This is a genomic window from Providencia manganoxydans (assembly GCF_016618195.1).
Taxonomy (GTDB): Bacteria; Pseudomonadota; Gammaproteobacteria; order Enterobacterales; family Enterobacteriaceae; genus Providencia; species Providencia manganoxydans.
In genome coordinates this window covers 111962-136366 of the sequence record NZ_CP067099.1, presented here as the reverse complement: position 1 = coordinate 136366, position 24405 = coordinate 111962, and the positions used below count along the sequence as shown (strand labels likewise).

At 39.6% G+C, this 24405-nt stretch carries 23 protein-coding genes, 1 tRNA gene and 3 pseudogenes; 20 read left to right on the top strand and 7 right to left on the bottom strand.

The annotated features are described in order from the left end of the window. The first annotated feature begins 27 nt into the window (after nt 1-27). The 4 genes from JI723_RS00605 (at nt 28) to JI723_RS00590 (ending at nt 3026) form a co-directional block, all read left to right on the top strand. Nucleotides 28-633 (top strand): GrpB family protein, encoded by a 606-nt coding sequence (locus JI723_RS00605; RefSeq protein ID WP_337979708.1) that lies wholly within the window; start codon nt 28-30, stop codon nt 631-633. Nucleotides 634-789: 156 nt separating this feature from the next. Further along, nucleotides 790-1428 (top strand): type A chloramphenicol O-acetyltransferase, encoded by a 639-nt coding sequence (catA, locus tag JI723_RS00600; RefSeq protein ID WP_337979707.1) that lies wholly within the window; start codon nt 790-792, stop codon nt 1426-1428. A 35-nt stretch (nt 1429-1463) separates the two neighbouring features. Further along, on the top strand, nt 1464-2255 hold the full coding sequence (locus tag JI723_RS00595) for a class I SAM-dependent methyltransferase (protein ID WP_070925840.1): 792 nt from the start codon (nt 1464-1466) through the stop codon (nt 2253-2255). Nucleotides 2256-2414: 159 nt separating this feature from the next. After that, on the top strand, nt 2415-3026 hold the full coding sequence (locus tag JI723_RS00590) for an FMN-dependent NADH-azoreductase (RefSeq protein ID WP_337979706.1): 612 nt from the start codon (nt 2415-2417) through the stop codon (nt 3024-3026). 847 nt (nt 3027-3873) lie between these two features. Here the strand turns inward: JI723_RS00590 and JI723_RS00585 are convergent. Both JI723_RS00585 and JI723_RS00580 read right to left on the bottom strand, forming a co-directional pair. Next, nucleotides 3874-4827: a hypothetical protein gene (locus JI723_RS00585; RefSeq protein WP_337979705.1), complete on the bottom strand. Its 954-nt coding sequence runs from the start codon at nt 4825-4827 to the stop codon at nt 3874-3876. A 287-nt stretch (nt 4828-5114) separates the two neighbouring features. Beyond that, nucleotides 5115-5186 (bottom strand): annotated as a pseudogene (locus tag JI723_RS00580) (Arm DNA-binding domain-containing protein); the annotation flags it as partial. Nucleotides 5187-5566: 380 nt separating this feature from the next. Here JI723_RS00580 and JI723_RS00575 point away from each other — a divergent pair. From JI723_RS00575 to JI723_RS00515, 13 genes and pseudogenes are all read left to right on the top strand, one after another. Then, nucleotides 5567-7691: pseudogene (locus tag JI723_RS00575) on the top strand (type VI secretion system Vgr family protein). Beyond that, nucleotides 7688-8494 (top strand): DUF4123 domain-containing protein, encoded by an 807-nt coding sequence (locus tag JI723_RS00570; RefSeq protein WP_337979704.1) that lies wholly within the window; start codon nt 7688-7690, stop codon nt 8492-8494. The pseudogene JI723_RS00575 and the gene JI723_RS00570 overlap by 4 nt, the downstream one beginning before the upstream one ends. After that, a complete protein-coding gene (locus JI723_RS00565) occupies nt 8491-10350 on the top strand; it encodes a hypothetical protein (protein WP_337979703.1) in 1860 nt (619 codons plus the stop codon). The genes JI723_RS00570 and JI723_RS00565 overlap by 4 nt, the downstream gene beginning before the upstream one ends. Nucleotides 10351-10355: 5 nt before the next feature. Then, nucleotides 10356-10688: a hypothetical protein gene (locus tag JI723_RS00560; RefSeq protein WP_337979702.1), complete on the top strand. Its 333-nt coding sequence runs from the start codon at nt 10356-10358 to the stop codon at nt 10686-10688. A gap of 178 nt (nt 10689-10866) precedes the next feature. After that, complete coding sequence (locus JI723_RS00555; protein WP_337979701.1) at nt 10867-11331, top strand: hypothetical protein; 465 nt, start codon at nt 10867-10869, stop codon at nt 11329-11331. A gap of 194 nt (nt 11332-11525) precedes the next feature. Then, nucleotides 11526-11990 (top strand): hypothetical protein, encoded by a 465-nt coding sequence (locus JI723_RS00550; RefSeq protein ID WP_337979700.1) that lies wholly within the window; start codon nt 11526-11528, stop codon nt 11988-11990. Between the two features lie 207 nt (nt 11991-12197). After that, a complete protein-coding gene (locus JI723_RS00545; RefSeq protein WP_337979699.1) occupies nt 12198-12470 on the top strand; it encodes a hypothetical protein in 273 nt (90 codons plus the stop codon). Nucleotides 12471-12480: 10 nt separating this feature from the next. After that, nucleotides 12481-13737 carry a hypothetical protein gene (locus JI723_RS00540; RefSeq protein ID WP_337979698.1) on the top strand — a complete coding sequence of 419 codons (1257 nt, stop codon included), beginning with the start codon at nt 12481-12483 and terminating at the stop codon, nt 13735-13737. A 59-nt stretch (nt 13738-13796) separates the two neighbouring features. After that, nucleotides 13797-13922, top strand: a complete 126-nt coding sequence (locus JI723_RS00535; RefSeq protein ID WP_337979697.1) for a hypothetical protein — start codon at nt 13797-13799, stop codon at nt 13920-13922. Beyond that, nucleotides 13919-14317, top strand: a complete 399-nt coding sequence (locus JI723_RS00530; protein ID WP_283126570.1) for a hypothetical protein — start codon at nt 13919-13921, stop codon at nt 14315-14317. The genes JI723_RS00535 and JI723_RS00530 overlap by 4 nt, the downstream gene beginning before the upstream one ends. A gap of 110 nt (nt 14318-14427) precedes the next feature. Continuing rightward, nucleotides 14428-14799, top strand: a complete 372-nt coding sequence (locus JI723_RS00525; RefSeq protein ID WP_337979696.1) for a hypothetical protein — start codon at nt 14428-14430, stop codon at nt 14797-14799. A 550-nt stretch (nt 14800-15349) separates the two neighbouring features. Next, entirely contained in the window at nt 15350-15679 is a 330-nt protein-coding gene (locus JI723_RS00520) for a DUF3969 family protein (protein ID WP_337979695.1), read from the top strand. An 11-nt stretch (nt 15680-15690) separates the two neighbouring features. After that, on the top strand, nt 15691-15960 hold the full coding sequence (locus JI723_RS00515; RefSeq protein ID WP_283126573.1) for a PAAR domain-containing protein: 270 nt from the start codon (nt 15691-15693) through the stop codon (nt 15958-15960). Nucleotides 15961-16074: 114 nt separating this feature from the next. On the opposite strand, the pseudogene JI723_RS00510 reads toward JI723_RS00515, so the two are convergent. Continuing rightward, a pseudogene (locus JI723_RS00510) lies at nt 16075-16266 on the bottom strand (tyrosine-type recombinase/integrase); the annotation flags it as partial. Nucleotides 16267-16360: 94 nt separating this feature from the next. Continuing rightward, nucleotides 16361-16455, bottom strand: a tRNA-Sec gene (locus tag JI723_RS00505). A 254-nt stretch (nt 16456-16709) separates the two neighbouring features. Here JI723_RS00505 and prlC point away from each other — a divergent pair. Then, nucleotides 16710-18752, top strand: a complete 2043-nt coding sequence (gene prlC / locus JI723_RS00500; RefSeq protein ID WP_319068638.1) for an oligopeptidase A — start codon at nt 16710-16712, stop codon at nt 18750-18752. Then, on the top strand, nt 18745-19509 hold the full coding sequence (gene rsmJ, locus JI723_RS00495; RefSeq protein WP_319068636.1) for a 16S rRNA (guanine(1516)-N(2))-methyltransferase RsmJ: 765 nt from the start codon (nt 18745-18747) through the stop codon (nt 19507-19509). Before prlC ends, rsmJ begins: the two co-directional genes overlap by 8 nt. 77 nt (nt 19510-19586) lie before the next feature. Here the strand turns inward: rsmJ and gdhA are convergent, their stop codons facing one another. Beyond that, the gene (gene gdhA / locus JI723_RS00490; protein ID WP_070927541.1) at nt 19587-20918 is read right to left on the bottom strand and encodes an NADP-specific glutamate dehydrogenase; all 1332 of its coding nucleotides are present in this window, start codon (nt 20916-20918) and stop codon (nt 19587-19589) included. A gap of 269 nt (nt 20919-21187) precedes the next feature. Further along, nucleotides 21188-21622 (bottom strand): universal stress protein UspA, encoded by a 435-nt coding sequence (gene uspA / locus JI723_RS00485; RefSeq protein WP_070927539.1) that lies wholly within the window; start codon nt 21620-21622, stop codon nt 21188-21190. 708 nt (nt 21623-22330) lie between these two features. Here uspA and uspB point away from each other — a divergent pair. Continuing rightward, nucleotides 22331-22666, top strand: a complete 336-nt coding sequence (uspB, locus tag JI723_RS00480; protein ID WP_070927568.1) for a universal stress protein UspB — start codon at nt 22331-22333, stop codon at nt 22664-22666. Between the two features lie 113 nt (nt 22667-22779). On the opposite strand, the gene pitA is transcribed toward uspB, so the two are convergent. Further along, nucleotides 22780-24267, bottom strand: coding sequence for an inorganic phosphate transporter PitA (gene pitA / locus JI723_RS00475; protein ID WP_272580620.1), 1488 nt, complete (start codon nt 24265-24267; stop codon nt 22780-22782). Between the last annotated feature and the right edge of the window lie 138 nt (nt 24268-24405).

Genomic DNA, 24405 nt, shown 5'->3' with positions numbered 1-24405 from the left:
AAAAATGATAAGGACTCTATTTTGGAGATGTCAAAAAAACAGTATTTTCTAAACCACTTGTCTAAAATTATGACCTTTGAAGAAGGAGACTCTTCAGAAAATCCATGGATAGAAGGTGCCCCACAGAAAGAAAAAATTGAGGTTGTTGAATACAATCCTGAATGGCCGTCTCTCTTTATAAAACAAAAAAGTCGCATACAAAATGCATTAGGTTCAGTCGTTATAAGTATTAATCATGTCGGTTCTACAGCTGTGCCAGGCTTACCTGCAAAGCCCGTCATTGATATTGATTTAATAGTGGCTCATCCAGAAAATGAACAATTATATGTACCATTGTTAGAAGAATTAGGCTATCAATTAACAATAAGGGAACCATCTTGGTATCAACACCGGATGCTTAGATTAGAACAACCAAGAGTTAACTTACACATTTTTGCGCTTGATTGTCCAGAACACATACGACATATTTTATTTAGAGACTGGTTAGTTTCTCACCCTGAAGATAAAGAACTATATCAGAATGTAAAAAAAGAAGCGTTAATCAGTGTTGATAATGTTCAATCATACAATCAAAACAAACAGGTAGTAATTAGAGATATTTACAATAGGATCCTAGAATTTATTAGCAAATAACTAAAAATTAACAAGATAGTATTTACTAATATTGTTCTCCATTAACGAAAATATTCAGACTTAATTTTCTTTGCTAAAGATCCCGTAAATTACATTAGCGAAAATATAGAAAAATGAAAATGGTAGTGATATTTAATATAGTGAAAAGGAACATAAGTGAATTATAGAACCATTGATATAAATAACTGGAAGCGTCGAGAACACTACAACTCATTCAGACAGCTACAATGTAGTTTTTCCATTAGCGTAGATATTGATATCTCAAACATTATTCAAGTGTTACTTTCAAAAGAATATAAGCTTTATCCTACATTAATCTATTTAATAACAAAAGTAACCAACCAAACTCCTGCTTTCAAAATGAGCATGAAAGCAGGAGAACTTGTAGAGTGGAATAACGTTCACCCCAGCTATACTATTTTCCATAAAAATAATGAAACATTTTCAGGAATATGGACCGAGTATCATCCCGATATTGATGAATTTATGCAAAATTATGTTGCAGATCAACTTAAATATAAAGATGACTTGAGTTTTCTTTCAAAACCCGACAAACCTGAAAACACTTTCGATATATCATGCCTTCCTTGGACTAGTTTTACAGGATTCACTTTATCTTTTCCTGAAATTAAAGATTATTTCAAACCAATAATTACAATAGGGAAATATCGTCAAGAAAATGATCGTGTTTTACTCCCTTTAACAATTCAAATTCATCATGCGGTTTGTGATGGTTTTCATATAGGGATGTTTTTAAACAAATTGCAACAGCTCTGCGATGAATTTTATAAATAAAACTTCAATTAAACTCATTGAAAAAAGGGGATCCTATGCCAATTAATTTTCATGATGAAAAAAATAAATCAACATATTCCACTCGCAATGCGGCGCCTGAATGGCTAGATTTTATTTCTCGCCAAATTACAGTTGGTAATAAAACCATTGCTGACATTGGATGTGGTGGAGGTATCTACAGTCGAGCGTGGGCATCTCTTGGTGCAAAACAAGTCATTGGTATCGATTTTTCTGAACATATACTGAAAACTGCAATCGAAAAATCTAACGACTACCCACAACTCACCTTTCAAAAAGGTTACGCTGAAGAAACTGGACTAGCTACCTCTAGCATTGACATTGTGTTTGAAAGAGCGCTTATTCATCACCTAACTGATTACCAAAGTAACTTCAAAGAAGTTCATAGGATATTGGCTGATAACGGTTATTTCATTATTCAAGACAGAACACTAGAGAATATTACATTACCTGGTGATGAAAGACACTTACGAGGCTTTTTCTTTGAATGCTTTCCTCGGCTCATTGATATTGAAGCCAAACGTCGCCCAACCCAAATGCAAGTTGAAGATGCCCTCGAAAAGAGTGGATTTGAACTGATTTCCTCACAGACTTTTTGTGAGCCTCGCCAAGTTTATCACTCTTTTAACGCGCTCGAAAAAGATATTCAAGAGCGTACAGGGAGGTCCATTCTGTACGAATTAGATGACGACGAAATCGCGTTACTTATAAAAAAACTGAAATTACATTTATCTGACCAAACTACGATTCTTGAGCAAGATTACTGGAATATTTGGCTTGCCAAAAAAAGCATAATGGGGATTAACTGAATTTATGGTAATAATCTTTTCGGTTTAAAAAATAACACTATGATATAAAAATGAATATTAGATAAGCTAGTAATTAGCTATCAAAAAACATATAGAATAAAGATTTAAGTCGTTTTGTAAACGCAAAGTCAATAACCACAATGTTAATAGAGTATTATAATGAAAGAAATATTATTTATCCAATCATCTATCAATGGCGCTAATTCGCAAACTAAACGCATACTTAATTATTTTGAACGTTACTGGATAAAAAATCATGAAAACACATCGATTATTAAACGAAATTTAGTTAAAAACTCCTTACCTATTATGGATGAAGAAGTGTTTTCAGCTTATTACTCAACACCGTTGACGCAGCAAAGTGAGAAACAAAAAAAAGCTATCGAGATTTCTAATGAACTCATTGATGAGATAAAATGTTCTGAATTAATAGTAATGACAGCACCTATGTACAATCTTTCTATTTCGAGTCAATTAAAAAACTATTTTGATCTGATTATTAGAGCTGGGTTGACGTTTAGTTACATTAATAATGAACGAGTAGGTTTATTAAAAAATAAAAAAGCACTCATTCTAACTAGCCAAGGCGGCCTAAAATATGATAAGGACATGGATTATCTGAATAATTATTTAAGAGACCTACTCAATTTTGTAGGTATTGAAGATAGTACTTTTATTGGTGTAGAAGGGGTCGCTATGAAGCCGAATAATATTGAATTAGAACATAGTAATGCAGAGAAAAAAATTATGGATTTTATTAATAACTACTAATAATTTTTATGGCATTTTCAACATGATATATATATTAAACTAAACTCTACAATCACCTATTACTCAGACTGATAGAAAATATTAAAATGTGAATATAGAAATATATTCTATATTGATAAAAAATTCTATTTAACGCTGTATTACTTCAGCATTAAATATACAACAAAAACTCAGTAGATTTAATTCATCTATAGGATGGATTAGATATTTTAAGCGTAAAGGTAAGCTTAGATTTAATAGATGAATCTATAAAACTATTCTACTCCTTATTTTCTTTAAGAAAAAATAGTATAACTATAAGCACATTCTCTTTTGATGATGCTTGAATAGTGGAGAGTGATATAAAAGTAAATATGGTGAAATATATAAACAGCACGTGAAAAATAACTTACATTTCCTTTTAATGATAAATATGAAATTATTTACATTATAATGTTGGGTTTGGATATATCGTATTAAATTATAATCATGAAGCAGGCTATGAACTTCTAAATAGTTGTTAGGAATGGTGAGTTTGATATTTATATTCAAAAAATATATAGCCTCTTAACTTTGTATATTTAGGTGGTAGTGACATTCAAGAACAAATATACACCGAAGGCATGACAAAAGGAAAATTTAGCCATTCATTCTACTATCAACAAAGAGATGAAGGCAATCATCGGAGTCGCATTTGATGGTTAATCGCATTGATATTAATGGATAAATAGTAGTGCCGCCATTAATGCCTCTAGATTGGTTTTTAAGGGGAGTATGAAAGGTAGATGATAGCTATATAGATAAATTTAATCATCCACCTACAAAAACAATTATAAATTTATATTGTAAAATTTCTTATCTAAACTATCTACGATTGAAACCATTTTGGCATATTAGATTTACTAATAGGGATTCGGATTAGCTCATTATCATCCTCAGGGCATTGCAGCTCTTCAAAACCCCATTCACCATTACGGTCTGAAAAATAGACCGTATATTTTTCTGTGTTAAAACCATAGTACCGCTCTTGAGGATAGCTAATTTTTTCTTGCCCACAAGAAACAAATGTTCGCCATTCACTTTGTGTTGCCCAATCAAAAACTAATACAATTACATTTGTTGACCAACGAGGAACTAAAAATAGTGTTATAGTAGTGATAAGAACAATAGATATACCAATAATTACCTGAGGAATTTTTAATTTATCCGATATATATAAGAAAAACATATAAGATAGCGGTTGTAATAACATGAGAGCAAAGAAAATAAAATATGTTATTTTTAACCCAAGCTCTAGTAACGGTGAATCACCTATATCCATATTACTAATTTGCATAAAGTAACTAGCTGCATATGAGCTCGTTAATAAATATAAAAAAGAAAATCCCAAGCCTAAAACCAACCTAGATTTCTTGAATAATTTATATTCACTACCGCCAAGGTCAAAAAATAAAAGTATTCCACTAACAATAACTAAGAGGTAAAAAGCTATAAGCCCGATTATTGCTAAGGTAGAGTTTCCTATATTTAAAAAAAATAAAAACAATAAAAAGCCAATGCAAGTTAGTAAGGACATAAATCCAGATGCTTTCTTTTTTTCTTTATTATCATCAAAGTATATAAACTTATAGTATATTTTATTTCTCTGCCCTCTCATAACAATGCAAAAAATCATTACTGCAATAGATAAAATAATTGCCAATTCAACTTTAAAATTAAAATCTCGTCCTAACGTATATATGCTAATAAATAAATATAAAATTAAAATGACCGCAAGAATGTTTTTTTGGAAGTATTCAAAAGTGATTTTTTTGATTCTCATAGATAACCTATTAAAATATAATAAATAAACCTTAGTATTTATTCTTTTTCAACAAATCTTTCAGTGCCGCAATATTCGTCCTGTGGTGCTTCAGGAAGATATTCACTCATCAAATTGCCTCTACTCTCTATACGTTATGCATAAACTATGAACAACAATATAGCATGTTTAACAAAAAAATTAGGCCATCAATAAATAGATAGCAAGCACATTATTTTATGTAAAAACAATGCGCTACTATTATCTATATTCTTTTTACCCCAGAAAAATACTCATGTATTTTTTCAGTCATCACAAACACCAATGGAAAGCATTTTTTCTTTGCCTGCAAAGCGATACTTCATTCTCCAATATTTAGACCATTGTGGTTTACCACCGTCAATAACAAGATGACATGGCAATGTAGAAGAGGCCATGTTTAGAAAACCACACTTTCCCATGTAAAAAACGGTACATGGTGCCATTTTATTCGTTTATCGATGTGATCATGCCTGATTTATACATTAATTATGCGTATTTACAAATGGTTACCTTTAAATTTTTACAGAGAACAATTTGCTTTGTAGGATACTTAACATAAATTTATGTGTTGTCGGCGCATGACCGTGAATGCTGACGATAAAGCTGTCATGGAATAAGCCCTCGCTCGGTAGGGGGATGGTTTGCTCGCCGTTCTAGAGGAAACTCAGTGGCATTAATGACAATGCCTTAGCACAACAGACACTCAAACGGAGCCGGTATGTCGACTCAAAAATTCAATGCCTCTGCCAAACAACCGGCTTCGCGTTTAGATCCGCCCGACACCGGAGAATCGAGAGGAGCAACCTATGATGAGCAACAACGCCGTATTGCCGAGTATAAAGACACGTTAGCGCGATTGTACAGTGGCGAGTTAAACTCTGGGTTGGTGTTCACCTGCCAAATTCGAGACTTTCCCGAGGAGATGTTTCAAGTCACCGAGTTTGATTTGCAAGAAGGGCTCTCTGAGCTGTTTAGCTTGTCAATTGTGGCGGTCAGCGCACTGCCGGATATCGATTTTCAAACGATACTCGGTCGCATGTCTTCCCTTACCGTGAAACGCGATGGCAAAAAAATTCGAGAGGTACAAGGGTTACTCGCCAGTATCGAAAACCTGAACACCGACGGGGTGAAAACGTGGTATCGCCTAGTGATACGCCCCGAAATGTGGGTGATGGCCCTTAAACAAGACAGCCGTATTTTTCAACGCACTACCGTGCCAAAGATACTCGACACCTTATTGCGTGGAAGCGCATATTCCCAACGACAAATTGTTGTATCATCCTGAAGAACATCTCGAACGCGCTTATGTCACCCAAAAACGTGAAACGATGTATGACTTTTGGTGCCGCCTCGCCGCTGAAGAAGGGATTACCTTTTGGTTTGAAGAAGGCACAAAACTGTTCTACAGTGACCGCCATTTAGGGATGACGGCGGGGGTTACCCTCACCTATAACCCACAATCGGACACCGATATTACCGACAGTACCGCGACCGTTTGGCACTATGCCGAGCAGTTGTGCAGCGATATTCGTATTGATAAAGATTACAATCCGGTACAGCCTTCTCACCCACTCCACCATCAAGTGACTGGCGACGTACACCAACAACACGAAATGTTTGAAAGTTACGGGCGCTTCCAAGAAGACGCGCAAGGGGAAGCGTTTAACCAAATCCGTTACGAGCAATCCCAAGTGCACCGCCAAATGGGGCAGGCCAGCACCAACTGCTTTGCCTTGCACCCCGGTAAGATGTTTACCTTAACTAATCACCCCAATGCACGCATGAATGACCGTTGGCAAGTGGTAAGAGTATCACACCGTGGTGTCCAACCCCTTGCCGACAACGGTGGCGGTGAAGGCACACAGTTAACGAATAGCGTGTCATTTATTCCGGGGACGCAAGAGTGGCGCCCACCGTACCGCTATAAACCGACTGCCGACGGCGATGAGTTAGCGACGGTTGTTGGGCCACCGGGGGAAGAAATCTACACCAACAGCAAAGGGGAAGTGGTGGTCTATTTCCATTGGGATAGGCGCGGTACCCCCGACCACGGCGCCTCTTGTTGGGTGCCGGTGTCACACGGCTGGAGTGGCAATGGCTATGGGTTTATGAGCATTCCCCATGTCGGGCAACAGGTGTTAGTCAGTTACCTGAATGGGGATATTGACCGACCGATTGTCACGGGGTGTACTTATAACGGGCGTAATAAACCCCCGTTAAATTTACCCCACGAAAAAACGCGCACCACCTTTAAAACCTGTACCCACAAAGGGGAAGGGTTTAATGAATTGCGTTTTGAAGACAAAGCCGAACAAGAAGAAATCTACCTGCACGCGCAGCGTGATATGAACGTGCACATTCAAAACGACCATCACACCCATGTGCAACGGGACAGCAAACAGCGTATTGACCAACATCGCTACACGGAAATTGCCGGTGATGACCACCAGCATGTTAAAGGCACACAAAAAGCCTTAACCGAAGGCGATGTTTCTCAGCACGTACTGGGGGCTTACCATCAGCAAGTCGATGGCGCACTGGTCAGTGAAAGCGGGCAAGAAACTCACCTCAGCAGCCAAGGCAAAGTGGTGATTGAAGCCGCCACCGAAATCACGTTTAAAGTCGGTGGCAGCTTTGTGCGCATCACCCCAAGCAACGTGTTTACCTCGGGTAATGTAGCGATTGGTGACAGTGCGGGCGGCTCAGGGCAAGCGGTCAATCTTCAGCTCCCTGAGGGGGTGACACCGTTTGCACCACCGCCGTACCCCATCAAACCGTACTGTGCGGTGCAAGCTCAAGCCACTGGCAGTTGGGTGATTAAACCTAACGGAGGCAATGCATGAGACCGACGCCTTGGACAACGTGGCTGAGTGAGCCTCACCGTGACCCCGTGTATTTACTGCTCAACACCTTGGCGCAGCCCAACCCGACGGATGTGCTGTTTGCCAACGATTGGATTGAACAGGCGTTTCCGCTGTATAACGGCACCCCCTTGGCGCATTTAATCGCACAAAGTCCGTGGTTGGTGAAATTGAAACCGAGCGCCGCCGTCCCACTCGGGCAGCTGCTTGACCGCAAAGGCTTCAGTGACCCCAGTTGGGGCTGGGCTTACCGCAGCCCAATGGCGTGGGACGCACAGTTACACCATTGGCAACAACGTCAATTAGTGAAACTGGATGGCGAAATGGTGGTATTACGCTTAATGGACAGCCGCATCGCCAATGTCTTGATACCCAGCCTGCGCGAAGTCGATTGGTATGTGTTGATGAACCCGGTGCATGAAGTGATGCTGGATACGGACACACAACCTCTCTGCCTGATATCGCCCGCCCGTGACCGTCCGCCGCTGATACCCGAGCTGAAAGTGCATCCGTTTACCTTGGGTGAGCATTTGCAAACAGCGTGGGCGAATTCTGAAATATGTATCCAATTGATGGCAGAAAACCTCGCGTGTGAATTGTGGGAGAACCAACCTGACAATGCACTGGCGCTCGATACCCCTGTAGGGCAATTGCACGAACGCTTGGTCAGTTGGCTACACATTTCGCCCATATTAGCCGGTAACGTCTCCACGCGCACCCTCGCCCAGTTTACTGACTATGCCCAACAACTGGGCTGGATACCTTTGACAACGGAGCCGTCATGAGTCAAAAAACAGAATCTTGCATTATCTGTGACAACTACCGATTTTGGATTGATCTGCAATTGGTGGATGATAAAGGGCAACCATTAATTGGCGTGGCGTATACTTTATCCGAACGTGGCACAGGGCGCACCTTAGCGGGCAGCAGTGATACGCAAGGGCTAATACACGCCGAAGGCATGACCGCACGTCCGTATACTTTAACCCTTGAGCCGCAATCATTAGCAGATGCACTGACCACCTTATCACCGCCGGCGGCGATTCAAGGCAAAGATAAGTCGCTGAAAGATTTTTGTCGTGAACAGGGCTATCAACTTAGTGAAAACCACCGAGCCGGTGAATTTAACGAAGAGTTGCCCGAGACCGTTCACCGCATGACGGCCGGACAAATCAGCCGTTCAGTGCACTATCAACAGCGAGATGAAGGTTATCCACTGTGGTTCCCCTACGACCACCACCGTGTGATAGCGATTAAACGCATTGCCGAGCCGGTATTTGCCAAATCCATCTTGCGCGGTGAAGGCAATACCGATGCGGGTGATACGGTTGAAGACTTGGCAAACTTTGGGTTATGTGATTACAGCACGTATGCATGTGGTGTTCCGTCAACGATTGAACAATCTGAATCCGAAGCTAACTGGGTTTCCTCCTTATTCAGTACCGTTGGTAATGCGCTCAATCCGATTGGAACTGCACAGGCATTTCCAATCGGCGGTGCTTTGGGTGGGAGCATGGGAATGGGCGCCAGTGGTGGTGTTGCCGGTGCTGCCGTAGGGCAACAAGGGAACGATTTTGGATGGGGGACAACACAACAGAGCTCAAATCAGCGCATCGCCAATGGGCTAGAGCAAACTTTGCGAAAGCCTCCTCCTTTAGTCATGAGCGCCAGTATCCTTTTCGCCATGGCAGCTAACTACTATAAAGGTGATAGTTTAACCCAGCAGGATTTATTGGAAATTGCGGATATGGGAGGAACGGCACCGACGCGTTTGCGAGTGGGTTTTGCCTCAACCGATGAAACCGCAGTCGCAATGGCGGCGGCATCACAGCTGATTGCACTTCATACTGAGCCGGATAGTGATAAAGCGCAAGTTCCTGTGATTAAAGGTCAGTTGGCATCTGATGCTGAAAGAATGGAAGTCATCAGCTTACCGGCTTATCAATCCCTTGGTCATGCGCTCAGTCGGCTGGCACCCATTGAAGTCTATCGATTTGATGTGGGTGGTGGTACACAGCTGTATATGGGGGTAGCGGCGTCAGGCGATATTATTAATATCTCAGCGCGTATTGATGATATTCCAAAAGGGCCGATTATTCATGCGGGACCTTCTCCGTTGCCACAAAAGGTCGAAAAACCGGAAGGTTTTACTATCCATGAGTCTGATACTCGGCCTGAAACATTGCCGATTGCGGATGACGAGATTGTCTGGCGGCATACGGGGCACGATGTTGAGCCGGTGGATTTTCGGGATTATATTCTGACTGTTGATAGAAAGGATGTAAAACCTGTTTATACAAGTATAAATACAGGTGGAGCTGAGAGAGCAAAAAAATTCGCAGAGAATTGGCCTGAAGCTGACTTAGATGAAGCAATCGATAAGTTCGCAGGAGAATCCCCTTTAATTACAACTACAGATAAAGGAAAACGAATATATGAAAATACGGAAAACGGAATTCAAATAGTTGAAGATACTTCAGGTGATTATTTTAGAATTTATGACCCAAGCCTCCCGGGAAAAAGAAAATACTTAGATTTAGAAGGAAATATTCCTAATAATAAATTATTGCCAAATGGTAAGCAGGTTGGTCGCTCACAAGGTGAGTATAATCAAGTCACCCATTTTAAAATTAAAAGGTAATATTAATGAAACTAATAACTGTTCCTCTTTCTAAAGAAGCAATGCATAGGTTGGATTACAATGAATCTATTGATGGTGATCTACTAGAGCTAGAGTTGAGTGATAACCAACTACATATCTTAAATAAAGTCAATCTATTTGAAGAGATTAATTATAAATTAGGTTTGAACATAGATGATTATGAGGATGAAAGTCTACATGACATGAATAAAATAAAAAAATTGAATGAAATCCTTACAAGTATGATAAACAAAGAAAATGAACATATAATTAATTCAATATTGGAATTATCCAATGCAGCATTAAATAAAAAAACAGGAATATTTTTTTATTTTTAACCTTGTTTCCATATGGATTTAAAATAGGCCGTGAGCATTTAAATAATGCACATGGCCAAAATTGAAAGGAATCTAGATAAAGATTGAAATATTGATAACCTTACATATATAACAATTGGGAATTTGATAAAAGCATCATAGCGTAACTGAAAAAAATTTATGATTGATAGAGATAAATATGATGGAGAACCATAAAGAAATTACATTTGATGAGCTAAATAATGAGTTATTACCTGTAATTGGTGGGACTATTGAACTACTTAACTTCGTTGGTTTTTCTGAAAAAGATTGTTTCAAAATTATAAAAAAAGTTGATGGCTGGGAAAGTAAGACAGATATTGATTTATTGATGGGAATAGAACCTGAAAAATATTTATCGAATGACGTAATTGTACTAAATGATATGTTGTTTTACGATAAGTTTGCACTTTTAGTTCAATTGGAAAAAATTAAAGTTTTTTTATTAGATTATTTTAGTGAATATCATGAGAGTTTTTTTAATGGTGATGTTCTTTTTATTTCAATCTTAAATAAAAAATTACTACAATTTAATCATGATGGGTATTTAATTATATATGATTTACCAATTAAATTAATAGAAAAAGGTTTTGATAAATATATGAAATCAAAGTATAAATTATGAATCACTTTGAATTGTGCTCATAAGGGTAATGGTACATGGAAGCAGTACAGGGGGTAAGGAAAACCCCATGGTGAAATTGAAAGGCCTAATATAAAAGAAACGGAGATAGGAATGGTAACTCCAGAAGGAAAAGTGTTTATAAATGGTTCAACTGTTCGTAAACCAACTGCTAACGAATACCCAGGAGGTGAATAATGAGTCAGCGTCAAACTTATCAATCATTTGTGAACATGAATAAAGAAAGACATGTTACATGGTTTGATTATATTTATATGATATATCATTTTGAAGATATACCTGATGATTTAATTTTATCAGTTATTAAAATAACTTCACCAGATTTAATAAAAATGGATGATATACTATTTTTAGAGAATCTGTTTACAAATGATAAATATCAGGACAAACTTAAACAAGAACAGAGTAAGAAAAATATTCAATACTGGTTAAATATGGTGCATCTAACTGGTGTATTTGAATTTATGAGTTATGATGATGTTATAAAAATAGGGGAAAAGCTTGTAACCGCATGGAACAATAAAATTAAAGCTGAATATGATACATATGAATTTGGGAAAGCGCATCTTCTTTGCGATGAAGATGAAGAGGAGGTTTTGATTACAATTCATCAGTATAAAGAAAATGAGGCTATAATTTAATAAATCATAAAATTTGTTCTTAAAGAACAATAGTATTATACCCTAGAGAAAAATAACTTAGGTCAAGTCAGAACACATATTAATCAGTGCTATTGGCAATGCACTCATCCAATAAGGACTGAACAAGAACTTCCTTCTGGCGGTGCTTTAGGTGGAAGCATCTTAGCGGGCAGCAGTGATACGCAAGGGCTAATACATGCCGAAGGCATGACCGCCCGCCCGTATACTTTAACCCTTGAGCCACAGTCACTGGCAGATGCACTGACCACCCTATCTCCTCCGGCGGCGATTCAAGGCAAAGATAAGTCGCTGAAAGATTTTTGTCGTGAACAGGGCTATCAACTCAGTGAAAACCACCGAGCCGGTGAATTTAACGCGGGATTACCTGAGACCGTTCACCGCATGACGGCCGGACAAATCAGCCGTTCAGCGCATTATCAACAGCGAGATGAAGGCTATCACACGATGGTTTCCCTATGACCACCATCGTGTGATAGCGATTAAACGCATCGCCGAGCCGGTATTTGCTAAATCTATCTTGCGCGGTGAAGGCAATACCGATGCGGGAGATGCGGTTGAAGACTTGGCAAACTTTGGGTTATGTGATTACAGCACCTACACCTGCGGTATCGATGCCGCTATGACGCAACCCAATCAAGGCTCGTTCTCTTTCTTGAGTTTATTGGGGATTGGCACTGCCAATGCCTTCGCCGCGCCTATGCCACCGGGACCGATGGGCGGATTCGGAGCGACAGCAGCAGGTGGTGCAATTGGTCAACAAGGGATTAATCCACCGGATATCAATCAAGACTCAAGGCGATTTGCTTTTCAGTCTGAAAATGATTATGCAATAGCCAAAGGCGTATCGAAGGGCTTCAGTACGTCGGGTTGGTTTGACAGTGCTCGCGTGTTGTTTGCGATGGCCCCGAATTTCTATGAAGGGGATAGCATAACGCAGCCAGACCTACTTGAGATTGCTGAAATCGGCGGAACTGCCCCAACGCGTTTACGGGTGGGTTTTGCCTCATCGGTTTCGGCAGAGGCGGCTATCGCAATGACAGCCGCTTCTCAGTTAATTGCTCTACATACTGACCGAGACAGTGGACTTGGCCAAGTGCTTGTCATTAAAGGTGAATTGGCTTCCGAAGCTGAAGCACGAGAGGTGTTGAGTTTACTGATATATCAATCCCCAAATGGATTACCAAACTCGAATATCCAAGCTGAAATTTACCGCTTTGATGCAGATGGTACAACGCTTTACATGGGGGTTGCGGCATCAGGCGATATTATTAATATCTCCGCGCGGATTGATGATATTCCCAAAGGGCCGACTATTCATGCGGGACCCTCGCCGCTACCACAAAAGGTTGAGAAACCGGAAGGTTTTGCTATTCATAATTTCGATTATCGCCATGAAACACTGCCTATTGCGGATGACGGTATTGTCTGGCGGCATACTGGACACGATGTTGAACCTGTCGATTTTCGGGATTATATTCTGACGATTGAGAGAAAGGATGTAAAACCTGCTTATGTAAGTCTAGAAAAGGAGTATAAAAAGAAAATACAAGACTTTGAAGCTGAACATGGTAGTGACAATATACATGGCTTACGTAGGCACGGTTCCGGTACAACATTAGAACAACAAAAATACAGATCAAAAACTGGATATACTCCGATGGAGTACAAGGTAAACCAACTGATTCAACTCGTTTCATCAATCCACAAGATCAGTTCGAGGCAATAGAGAAAACAACGGCATTGTACAATCCAATGATACATAAAGACGGCTTCGTTGAAGTAAATATGGGAAGAATTATTGCTGAAGGATATACTAAAGATGGTGAGTATTTTCAAACGACTATAGTAAGAGCTGGTTTTGATAGAAAATCAGGAGAGATGTATAGTATTTATGGAGTTAAAGGTAAATGAAAAAGTTAAAAATAAGTTATTGGTATATTTCTAAATTTTGGTCTCCTCTTGCTGGTGGTCCTAATGTTAATGAGTCTTTATTAAGACTGAATTTAAATAATAAAATAAACATTGATACCATTATAAATGAAATTTTAAAACCAAACTTAGAACTTTTTGATTATCGATACAAAACTAACTTTAAAAATAGTTTTAAATATGCTATTAGCTACTATTCAGATAAAGAGTTAATAGACTCATTTTATAACAGCCAACCACAGATAGACTTACCTAATAATTTACCTATTCGTGATTTTTATATTCAAGTATGGTTTCTTTTATATGGAAATGAAAGTTATTTGCCTTTAGATAAGGAATGTTACACTGAAATTTCTCTTGAGGATATTTTTAATTAATAAATATTAAATTTAGAAAAAGCTTTAGAGAGCAATGGTTTTTTATAAAAAGTGAGAATGTATAGTGTATTTTAAATAAAATGAAAAAGATAAAAATTAGTAGATGGTATATGTCTGGATTTTGGGCCCCACTTGATGGTGGCCCGAATGAAGATGAAGCGTTATTGAAACTGAATTTGAATAATCATTCAAGTATTGATTTAATTGTTGATAAAATACTTAAACCGTATATAGATATGTTGCCTTTAAAGTATAAAATTCGTTTCAAGGATAGTTTTAAGTATGCGATAGCATACTATTCAGAAAAAGAGCTAAAGGATTGTTACTACACTGGAGCATCTCAATTAGACTTACCTGACGGTATAACCGCTCGGGATTTTTATATTTATGTATGGAATTTCATGTATAAGAACGAAAGTTATTTGGCACCTGAGAAGGATAACTATACTGAGCTATCACTTAACGAAATCCATAAAAAATAAAACTATTAAAGTATATTGAACATTATAAAAATAGCGGTAATTGCTTGATGTACAATTTAAATTCCATAAAATGGAAGGCCACTACAACCCGGAGAAACTATCAATGATTAACATGGTAAACATTCATGATGAAAATATATATGGAATTTTTTATATAGATAAAGAAGAAACTCTTGAGTTTTTTTATCAAATAAGAAAAAACTACGGTTTAAAGAAGTAATTCATTGGGATTTTTCTGAATTCGAAAAACAAAATATAATATATGAGATAGAACAATATAAAGATATCCCTATATGGATTAAAGATGAGTTCGGAATAAAAAAAGCATTGCCTTTAGATTGTTTTTTATACTATATAAATTCTAGTGTAGGTCTTTCTGGAATAGTAATAGCAAAAGATGCAAACTTTTCTGATGAGGTAACCTTCTAAAATAATTACCAAGTATATGTTAAAATGCTAGTAATATATGTTGATTTATAAAAAAATACTTCCCGTTCGGCTAATTTTTCATATAAATCAAAATAATTCTTAGAATTGATTAGGTGTTTATATGAAAGATAAATTTTTTTATGAAATTGAAAGTACTAGCATAGATAAATTTACACTTGTATTTATTTTAGGTGTTTTGACTGGGCTAAAGTCAAAAACACTATCTATAGATGAAGCTAATAATTTAATATTTAAACCTTATTACGTTAAGTTTTTTTCAGAGCATAAAGTATCCAAACATATTACTGAAATCATTTCTAAAGGTTGTGAACTTGAGGATGTACTAGATCTTGCGCCAGAGAAATTTGATTTCAATATTAATGAATTACTTGATGAAACTACTCTTGAATTAGCTAAGTTAGAAAAATTTGAATGCTCAAATATCAGATAAATGGTGCAATGATGCGAAGTATCGTAAACGGCAAAAAAATCATTTTAAAAAATGATACTACGAATACTGGGGGCAAGGTGCTAACGGCTTCGTCTCTCGCCAAACAAACCCAAGGAGTCGCCTGTGTGGGCGACTCGGTTTATTGCCCTTCATGTAAAAAAACAGGCACTATCGTTGAAGGCGATAGCTTAATGAAAATCAACGGCATTCCTGTTGCGTTAGAAGGTCACAAAGTCGCTTGTGGATGTTCCTGTGGCTGTGTGCTTGTTGCAGTAGGTTAAATGATAGCTTGATATCATTACTCAGAATAAAAAATAAAGTCTAGGTAATGACCACCTTTACGAATATTCGCAAAAGTGGCTAAATGATATTATTCAGTTTAAATTGAGTTCTAGCTAATCAATATAATCCGCATACCACTGCATCATTTCACTTCTCTCTTCCAAATATTGCGCATGGCTATAGATTCCTCGAATAGCGTTTTTATCCTTATGTGCCAACTCTATTTCAATCCATGCTGAATTAAATCCTTTCTCATACAATATCGTGCTCATCGTGTGGTTGAAGCCATGTCCTGTTGCTCTTCCTTATAACCTGCTACCCCTTCAAAAAATAAGATAGTTCTTCAGCAGTTAAAAATGGAAAGAGTTGTTTCTTCATTGGAGGTGCACTGAACTTGAGTGGCGGAAGATCACAGGAGTCGAACCTGCCCGGGACTGCTGGCAGCCCCAACTGGATTTGAAATCCAGCCGCCTCACCGGAGACGACGATCTTCCTTTTTGATTGAGCACCAATTATAGCCCGAATCAATAGTTTTCCAAAGCTTACTGAATGAAATAGTCACATTTATTGATAATTATTAAGAACAAAAAACGTTATCTTGTATTGAGGTTTCTATTTCTGCCCCCATATAATTTTCATATTCACAGTGGCGTGTTACATTCGTTCACTCGAAGTTAGCCGTTTCACTTATTGTCAATACAGTAAGCCTTGGCCTACCCGTGCAAGCCTGCAATCACAGGATGTTTATATGACAAACCCATTATTAACCGATTCTGTACTACCCCTATTTGCTAAAATTGAACCTGAGCATGTATTCCCTGCGGTTCAACAAGTCCTGACGGAATATCGTCAAACTGTCGAAAATATCCTATCAGCAACTAATCAATATACATGGGATAACCTATGCCAGCCGCTTGAAGAAGCAAGCGATAAGTTATCACGTGTATGGTCACCTGTTGGCCACCTTCATTCGGTCAAAAATAGCCCAGAGCTGCGTGAAGCCTATGAAAAATGCCTACCATTGCTTTCTGAATTCAGCACATGGATGGGTCAGCATGAACCGCTATATCAAGCTTATAAGTCTCTCAAAGATAGCGCACAGTTTGCATCCCTAAGCCAATCGCAGAAAAAATCCATCGAAAATACCTTACGTGACTTTGAATTGTCTGGTATTGGCCTGCCAGCTGAAAAGCAGCAGCGTTATGGCGAAATTGTCGCACGTATGTCTGAAATTGCCTCTAAATTCAGCAATAACGTTCTTGATGCCACCATGGGTTGGACTAAGCTCATTAAAGATGAGAAACAATTGGCTGGTATGCCGGAAAGCGCTATTGCCGCCGCAAAAGCCATGGCGGAAGCTAAAGGTGAGGAAGGCTATTTGTTAACACTGGATATGCCAAGCTATTTGCCTGTTATGACCTATGCTGATAACGCTGAGCTGCGTCGTGAAATGAGTCACGCGTACAGCACTCGAGCATCAGATCAAGGACCTAATGCAGGTAAATGGGATAACAGTGAGCTAATTGAAGAATTGATGGCATTACGTCATGAACTGGCTCAACTACTTGGTTTCAAAAACTTTGCTGAAAAATCACTGGCAACTAAAATGGCGGAGTCGCCTGCACAAGTATTAGACTTCCTGACTAATTTAGCTGATCGTGCACATCAACAAGGTAAAGATGAATTAGCCGAATTAACTGCTTTCGCTAAGCAGCACTATGGTGTTGATAAGCTTGAATCTTGGGATCTGGCTTATTACAGCGAAAAACAAAAACAACACAAGTTCTCACTCAGCGACGAACAGCTACGCCCTTACTTCCCGGAGCAGCGTGTTGTAGAAGGCCTATTTGAGGTTGTTCATCGTATCTATGGCCTTACCGCCAAAGAACGCAAAGATATCGAAACGTGGCATCCAGACGTGCGCTTCTTTGAGCTTTATGATGACACCAATACCCTACGTGGTAGCTTCTATCTTGATCTGTACGCGCGAGAACACAAACGTGGCGGAGCATGGATGGATGACTGTGCAGGTAGAATGGTACACAAAGATGGCTCGTTACAGAACCCTGTCGCCTATTTAACCTGTAACTTTAATAAACCTCTTGGTGATAAACCTGCTCTGTTTACTCATGATGAAGTGATCACACTGTTCCACGAGTTTGGCCATGGTCTGCATCATATGATGACCAAAATCGATGTAGCAGATGTTGCTGGCATCAATGGTGTGCCGTGGGATGCCGTCGAATTACCAAGCCAGTTTATGGAAAACTGGTGCTGGGAGCCCGAAGCGCTCGAATTTATTTCTGGCCATTATGAAACTGGCGAACCATTACCTCGCGAAATGCTTGATAGCATGTTAGCGGCTAAAAACTATCAATCCGCTATGTTTGTTTTACGTCAGCTAGAGTTTGGTCTATTTGATTTCCGTTTACATGCTGAATATGACCCAGCTAAAGGTGCTCAAGTGATGCCAACCTTATATGCGGTAAAAGAAAAAGTGGCCGTTGTACCATCGCCTGAGTGGAGCCGTTTCCCACATGCATTTAGCCATATCTTTGCCGGTGGCTATGCAGCGGGCTATTACAGCTACTTATGGGCCGATGTACTGGCAGCAGACGCTTACTCACGCTTTGCGGAAGAAGGTATATTTAACCGTGAAACAGGCCAATCATTCCTCGATAACATTCTCAGCCGTGGTGGCTCAGAGGAGCCAATGGTACTGTTCGAACGTTTCCGTGGACGTAAACCTGAGTTAGATGCGATGTTGAAGAGCTATGGTATCGATGGCTGATCACGTCAAGATCCAACTGATCTGTGAAAAGGGTGCCGATCAAGGCACTCTTTCCCAACTAGCGGAAAAATGGCAACTCATCCACAGCCCCGATGCGGTTATGGCATTGGTTCTCACCCCTGAAAACTTACAACTGCGTAAAATGGATGAACCTAAATTAGGCGGTATTTTTGTTGATTTTGTGTCAGGGGCAATGGCACATCGACGTAAGTTTGGTGGTGGCAGAGGAGAAGCGGTTGCAAAAGCCGTGGGGATCAAAAAGGATTATTTGCCAGATGTCATAGATGCGACAGCAGGTCTTGGTCGAGATGCTTTTGTGCTAGCCTCTGTGGGTTGTCAGGTACGCATGTTAGAACGTCATCCAGTGGTAGCAGCCTTACTTGATGATGGCCTACAACGTGGTTATCAAGATAGTGAAATCGGTGAATGGCTGAAACAACGGATGTCATTAATTCATGCATCAAGTATTACGGCCTTAGCGGATATCACGACACCACCTGACGTGATTTACCTTGATCCGATGTATCCACATCGTCAAAAAAGTGCGTTGGTTAAAAAAGAAATGCGCGTTTTTCAATCACTAGTAGGCGCAGATGATGATGCAGATGCTTTGTTAGCGCCCGCTTTAGCGCTAGCAAAACGCCGTGTGGTGGTGAAACGCCCTGACTATGCAGAACCCCTTGCGGGGCAAAAAGCGCCGTCCGCAGTCACAACCAAAAGCCATCGTTTTGATATTTATCCATGCATTAAAACATAACAACGAAAGGCGTATGTACCAGTGAGTTATCAATATAATACAGCCGCCTTTTCGCGTATGTTCATTTAATCAGGAAATTACAAAATACCCTGTGCGAGCATTGCATCAGCGACTTTCACAAAGCCTGCAATGTTTGCGCCTTGTACATAGTTAGTTTGCTTCGCTTCACCACCAAACTCGACGCAGTGGTTATGGATATCTAACATGATGTGATGCAAACGTGCATCAACCTTCTCCGCCTTCCAGCCCATACGTGCCGCATTTTGTGCCATTTCTAAGCCTGATGTTGCAACCCCGCCTGCGTTTGCGGCTTTACCTGGTGCAAACAATACACCTGCCTCAAGAAAACGTTCTGTTGCTGGGATCGTTGTTGGCATATTTGCACCTTCAGCCACAGCTTTCACACCATTTTTGATAAGTAGTTCTGCCGCTTCAAGATCCAACTCATTTTGAGTGGCACATGGTAACGCGATATCAACAGGTACACACCATGGTTGCTTACCAGCCAGATAGGTTAAACCAAACTCTTTCGCATAAGCCTCGACACGGCCATAGCTATTTTTGATTTCTTCTAGCCGCGCAAGTTTTTCAGGGGTAAAGCCCGCTTCGTCAACAACTGTTCCGTTAGAGTCTGATGCAGTAATGACTTTAGCACCTAATTCCATACATTTTTCAATTGTGTATTGAGCAACATTGCCTGAGCCTGACACAGCAACACGCATGCCTTCAAAGCCTAAACCATGGCGTTTTAACATTGCGTTAGTGAAATAAACCAAGCCGTAACCGGTTGCTTCTGGGCGAATTAAGCTACCACCAAATGAAAGACCTTTACCGGTGAATACACAAGATGTGTCGTTAGATAATTTTTTCATCATACCGGCCATAAAACCAACTTCACGACCACCTACCCCAATATCCCCAGCTGGAACATCCGTATCTGCACCCAAATGGCGATACAATTCAGTCATCAAAGCTTGGCAGAAACGCATCACTTCACCGTAGCTTTTGCCTTTTGGATCAAAGTCAGAACCACCTTTACCACCACCCATCGGTAATGTTGTCAGTGCATTTTTCAATGTTTGTTCGAAGCCAAGGAATTTTAAGATAGAAAGGTTAACTGATGGGTGAAAGCGCATGCCGCCTTTAAATGGGCCGATAGCGGAACTATATTGAACACGCCAAGCACGGTTTACATGTACTTTGCCTTGATCATCTACCCAACAGACACGGAATTGGATCACTCTTTCTGGCTCAACAAAGCGTTCAAGTAATGCTTGTTCACGATATTTCGGGTTATTTTCTAGGAATGGCCAAAGTGAGGTAAATACTTCACGAACGGCCTGAAGGAATTCAGGTTGCTGAGGGTCTCTTTTTTGTACAGACTCCAAGAATGAAGATAATGAATTCATTGGTTGTGTCTTCCTTTTTTAAATTTTATGTTGTGATGTTTCTCACCCTTTCTTATGATTATTTTTTAGGAAATGTGAGGTTGATTTGTATTTGCTTATTGAATATATCACTAGTTTGTATTCAAGTTTCAAGGTTTTTTTTTATTCTGGAGTAAAAAAAATTTCTTGACCTACCAATAACTCACTTAATTTAAATTTTTTTACCCAAAAAAAACGCCTGCATAAGCAAGCGTTTTTAGTGAATAATGTTTCAATTCTAACTGAATCGATTATTCTTCATCGTCATTCAGCGGAACAATCAACATATCAACATGAACAGTATTAATCAACTGACGCGCTGATGACATCAATTTGCTCCAGAAGTCTTGGTGATGACCACAAACCACTAAGTCCATGTCATACTTTTTAATTGCATCGACTAGAACTTGGCCTAAATCACCACTACCACTCAGTGTTTCTTGGATCTCATAACCTGCACCAGCAGAAAGATCTTTTAGCGAATTACGCGTTTCATCCGTGATACGTTGTTGCATGTCGCCCAAATTCACATCGATAAGACCGGTGTAGAGATCTGAGTAGTTCACATCAACATGGATCATGGATACTTTAGCCCCGTAAGGTTTCGCCATAGAAACCGCTTTATCCAGTAACACCTTACTTTCAGGTGATAAATCTACCGCTACGAGAATATGTTTGTATGCCATAAAGTAAACTCCTTCCGAATGCTGATTTTATGATAAGTTAAGAGCCTATTCTGTTAGCCTCTTAACTCACCACATATCTTATAAGCTCTAAATAATTCGAATTCGAGATGCAGCTAGGCGACAGTGAAAGCGCCGCTAAGTGCATAGAAAACGATGTGACTGGCACAAATGAGCGTAGCCAACATACCTCAACGCAAAACACTGCAACTTCAAATACAACGAGTATAGTTAATATACCTGCATATCGTGATACCAATTGTCACGTCGATCACATCTGTGCAGATTAGCCACGTCAATCTTTAGCCGCATAACATTTTATAAAACAATAACATCATCTACTTAATATTAATATATAAACGAGAATGATGTGTGATATTTCGCAATCAATGCTTTGAATAATTCGAAGTGCAGCTAAGAACATCGATAACACTGTGATTAATGGGCTATCATACCTTAAAAGAGGCCCCTACAACTTGAAGTATAACCAGTACACCCGAAGTGCTAGCAAATTGTCCTTTTATTACACCTTTTCACCCAATATCACGTTCCAATCCACACCAATACAAACAAAAATCGTTTAAAAATGCTTCCTTTTGCACTTTTTTTAGGCAGCGTATTATCCTACAATGAATAATGAGCTTGATTGTCACTGTGTTTGCTTTATTTCCTTTGTTACAACAGCGCTGGCTGATATCTGAGGAGGTGAGTATGTTCAGTATGATTGCCTTGTTCTGGGCCTTATGCATTCTATGTATCATTAATATGATACGCTATTTTTCTTCGATCCGCGTTTTACTCTATATCCTACGGGATACCGACCCACTACTTTACCAATCTGTTGATGGTAATGGTTTTTTTACTACTCATGGGCAATTGAATAAACAACTAAAACTTGTACGTTACATTAACAATAAACAATATCTAGACCATTTTGATCCAGAGGTCATAGCGCGCTGTGAAAGGATCCGTAAACAATTTGTGCAAATTAGCCAACTAAGTTTACTTGTTGCCGTTAGCTTAATTTACTTACTTGTTACCGCTTAATGAAGTGGTAGAAGCCACTTTTCATCGACATTCTTGTTAAGACAAAAAAATAGTGATGAACTTATTCAGCTCATCACTATTATTGATTTTATTAGTCTTTTCAGTAAGAACGACTAAATCACCATCAATGCAATCCAGTACAAACCACCCGAAAGGATAATCGAGACAGGCAGAGTCAGTAGCCACGCTAGCGCGATGCTCTTAATTGTTTTGCTCTGTACACCACCGCCATCAACAACCATGGTACCTGCCACCGCAGATGACAAGACTTGAGTCGTGGAAACTGGCATACCAGTATAACTTGCCACACCGATTGATACCGCTGCCGTTACCTGTGCAGAAACCCCTTGTGCATAGGTCATGCCTTTCTTACCAATTTTCTCACCGATAGTGACAGCAACTCGCTTCCAACCAAACATGGTTCCGATAGACAGTGCTAATGCCACCGCAATAATGATCCATAACGGCGCATACTCAACCGTGTACAACAGGTCATTACTCAGCTTTTTCAGCAAACTGGCATCTTGTGAGCTCGTTTCAGGCAACTTCGCTACCGCATTCGCGGTATCAGAGATACACATCAATAAACGGCGCATATGGTTACGTTGGTCAGGCGTCAGTTCATCATAGTTTTGAATGCCATTTAGCATTTTTTGCGCTTGAGCCAGAACAATTGACGTACGTGAACTATCGCAATGGAATTCTTTACTGAGTTCATCTTCATCGACAATAGCTGGGGTATTTTCAATCGCGTGGTTTAGAGCCGGTTTATGTGTCTCATAGTATTGTTGTAAGTGGACAACGGCATCATGTGTTCTAGCGATATCATAACCGCTAGAGTTCATATTGACGACGAAGCCCGCAGGAGCAACACCTATTAACACAAGCATGATAAGACCAATACCTTTCTGGCCATCATTCGCACCATGGGAGAAACTTACGCCAACAGCGGAAAGGATCAACGCAGTACGAGTCCAGAATGGTGGCTTGCGCTTACCATCTTTTTTCTCCCGCTCTGCTGGCGTTAAGTGGATGCGACGACGTTTTTTAGTTCCACTCCAATAGCGGCGTAGAATAAAAATCATCAACCCAGCAATCACAAAACCAATAGCAGGAGAAAGGATAAGAGACATGAAAATGCTGATCATTTTAGGTATGTTCAACGCATCAACGATGGATGAATCTGTGACTATTGCGTTAGTTAAACCAACACCGATAATCGCCCCGATCAAGGTATGAGAACTTGATGCAGGGATACCAAAATACCAAGTTCCCAAGTTCCAAATGATTGCAGCTAACAATAGTGAGAACACCATTGCAAGGCCGTGAGCTGAGCTCACATTAAGCAAAAGATCTGTTGGTAGTAGGTGAACAATTGCGTAAGCAACGCTCAACCCTCCCAGCAGAACACCAAAGAAGTTAAACACACCCGCCATCACGACCGCAAACTGCGCCCGCATTGCACGAGTATAGATAACCGTAGCTACCGCATTCGCGGTATCATGAAAGCCATTTATAGCTTCATAGAACAGCACAAATAACAGTGCCAGAACTAACAATAAGCCAGTGTAAAATTCTAAACCTGTAAAAAGATGTAGCATAGACGTTAAGCCATTTTATGTTGGTCATGAACGCGGCGCATTATCAGTGACAAACGCTAGCGGTGGAAGCGAAATCTAACCTTTTTTTGATTTAACTACCAATCAAAAAAGTACAACATGATTATTATCCTATATTTA

Excerpts from the sequence above, each read along its gene's own strand:
- JI723_RS00555 (WP_337979701.1), top strand. The coding sequence starts at position 10,867 with ATGATGGAGAACCATAAAGAAATTACATTTGATGAGCTAAATAATGAG.
- JI723_RS00520 (WP_337979695.1), top strand. The coding sequence starts at position 15,350 with ATGAAAGATAAATTTTTTTATGAAATTGAAAGTACTAGCATAGATAAA.
- pitA (WP_272580620.1), bottom strand. The coding sequence starts at position 24,267 with ATGCTACATCTTTTTACAGGTTTAGAATTTTACACTGGCTTATTGTTA.
- rsmJ (WP_319068636.1), top strand. The coding sequence starts at position 18,745 with ATGGCTGATCACGTCAAGATCCAACTGATCTGTGAAAAGGGTGCCGAT.
- uspA (WP_070927539.1), bottom strand. The coding sequence starts at position 21,622 with ATGGCATACAAACATATTCTCGTAGCGGTAGATTTATCACCTGAAAGT.
- JI723_RS00585 (WP_337979705.1), bottom strand. The coding sequence starts at position 4,827 with ATGAGAATCAAAAAAATCACTTTTGAATACTTCCAAAAAAACATTCTT.
- JI723_RS00550 (WP_337979700.1), top strand. The coding sequence starts at position 11,526 with ATGAGTCAGCGTCAAACTTATCAATCATTTGTGAACATGAATAAAGAA.
- JI723_RS00570 (WP_337979704.1), top strand. The coding sequence starts at position 7,688 with ATGAGACCGACGCCTTGGACAACGTGGCTGAGTGAGCCTCACCGTGAC.
- JI723_RS00545 (WP_337979699.1), top strand. The coding sequence starts at position 12,198 with ATGACCGCCCGCCCGTATACTTTAACCCTTGAGCCACAGTCACTGGCA.
- JI723_RS00560 (WP_337979702.1), top strand. The coding sequence starts at position 10,356 with ATGAAACTAATAACTGTTCCTCTTTCTAAAGAAGCAATGCATAGGTTG.
- JI723_RS00535 (WP_337979697.1), top strand. The coding sequence starts at position 13,797 with ATGGGAAGAATTATTGCTGAAGGATATACTAAAGATGGTGAGTATTTT.
- prlC (WP_319068638.1), top strand. The coding sequence starts at position 16,710 with ATGACAAACCCATTATTAACCGATTCTGTACTACCCCTATTTGCTAAA.
- JI723_RS00605 (WP_337979708.1), top strand. The coding sequence starts at position 28 with ATGTCAAAAAAACAGTATTTTCTAAACCACTTGTCTAAAATTATGACC.
- JI723_RS00590 (WP_337979706.1), top strand. The coding sequence starts at position 2,415 with ATGAAAGAAATATTATTTATCCAATCATCTATCAATGGCGCTAATTCG.
- gdhA (WP_070927541.1), bottom strand. The coding sequence starts at position 20,918 with ATGAATTCATTATCTTCATTCTTGGAGTCTGTACAAAAAAGAGACCCT.
- JI723_RS00565 (WP_337979703.1), top strand. The coding sequence starts at position 8,491 with ATGAGTCAAAAAACAGAATCTTGCATTATCTGTGACAACTACCGATTT.
- JI723_RS00530 (WP_283126570.1), top strand. The coding sequence starts at position 13,919 with ATGAAAAAGTTAAAAATAAGTTATTGGTATATTTCTAAATTTTGGTCT.
- JI723_RS00515 (WP_283126573.1), top strand. The coding sequence starts at position 15,691 with ATGCGAAGTATCGTAAACGGCAAAAAAATCATTTTAAAAAATGATACT.
- JI723_RS00595 (WP_070925840.1), top strand. The coding sequence starts at position 1,464 with ATGCCAATTAATTTTCATGATGAAAAAAATAAATCAACATATTCCACT.
- uspB (WP_070927568.1), top strand. The coding sequence starts at position 22,331 with ATGTTCAGTATGATTGCCTTGTTCTGGGCCTTATGCATTCTATGTATC.
- JI723_RS00525 (WP_337979696.1), top strand. The coding sequence starts at position 14,428 with ATGTCTGGATTTTGGGCCCCACTTGATGGTGGCCCGAATGAAGATGAA.